Source organism: Nitrosospira sp. NpAV, from assembly GCF_000832065.1.
Taxonomy (GTDB): domain Bacteria; phylum Pseudomonadota; class Gammaproteobacteria; order Burkholderiales; family Nitrosomonadaceae; genus Nitrosospira.
Genome location: NZ_JXQM01000061.1, coordinates 1 through 832, shown reverse-complemented (window position 1 = coordinate 832; position 832 = coordinate 1). Strand labels below are relative to the sequence as shown.

Genomic DNA, 832 nt, shown 5'->3' with positions numbered 1-832 from the left:
CCATGAACCAGAAGGCATGGCCCCATTCGTTCAAGCCTACGTTCGGCAGAATCATGAGCGGGCCGGCAATCGCCATCACCAGCGGGAACGAGGTGCCCCGGGCATACAGCGGCAGGCGCGTCATGGCGTACAGGTAGCTGGCCACGCCGCAGACAATGTACATCGGGAAGGAGCCATAAAATACCACCACATGGCTCGGGGTGAAGCTGGTGTCGCGGATAATCACTTGATGCCAGGAGGCGTCTTGCTCCGTGAAGAAGCTGCCACCCCAGTACACGCCAAACAGGTATACGCCCAGCCACATCATCCAGTAAAAGTAACGCTTGATTTCCAGTTTCGGGTCCAGGTTGTCCAGGTTGGTGTCCCGTGTCTTCCAGATCCAGCCCCAGGTGACCAGCGCAAAGATCGGCATGACGATCATGTGCACACGCCACAACCCCATCCATACCTTCTCAAATTCCGGCTCCATCGAGTCCATGCCATGCGAGTAGGCAAAGGTCCGTTGAAACCAGATCCAGAATATCGCTACCCCAAGCATGGTGATCAGTCCAAATTTATACCACCTGGAGTCGTACCACAGCGACATGTCGTAGTCGCGCCCGCTCGACCCCGCGTGACTGCCTGATGTTCCCAGTGTTGTTGCCATTTCTTTATCTCCTCTTACGTTAATCGAGTACCCTCTGCTGCTTGTGCTTGCCCGCAGCTAGCCGCCTCTCCCCGCTTCCTCGCAGAAAGAATGCGTCGCCGCCATAATACTAAATACTAAACCATTACATACCCACAACCCCGTAAAGACTATCCCCGAAGATGCGCCAAGTCAAGCAGTTTGTCT

The 832-nt window shown here is 55.2% G+C and carries 1 protein-coding gene; it reads right to left on the bottom strand.

The window, feature by feature from the left end:
• Positions 1-646: methane monooxygenase/ammonia monooxygenase subunit C (locus SQ11_RS15295; protein WP_041515065.1), on the bottom strand; the 646-nt coding region annotated here is incomplete at its 3' end.
• Positions 647-832: the final 186 nt, after the last annotated feature.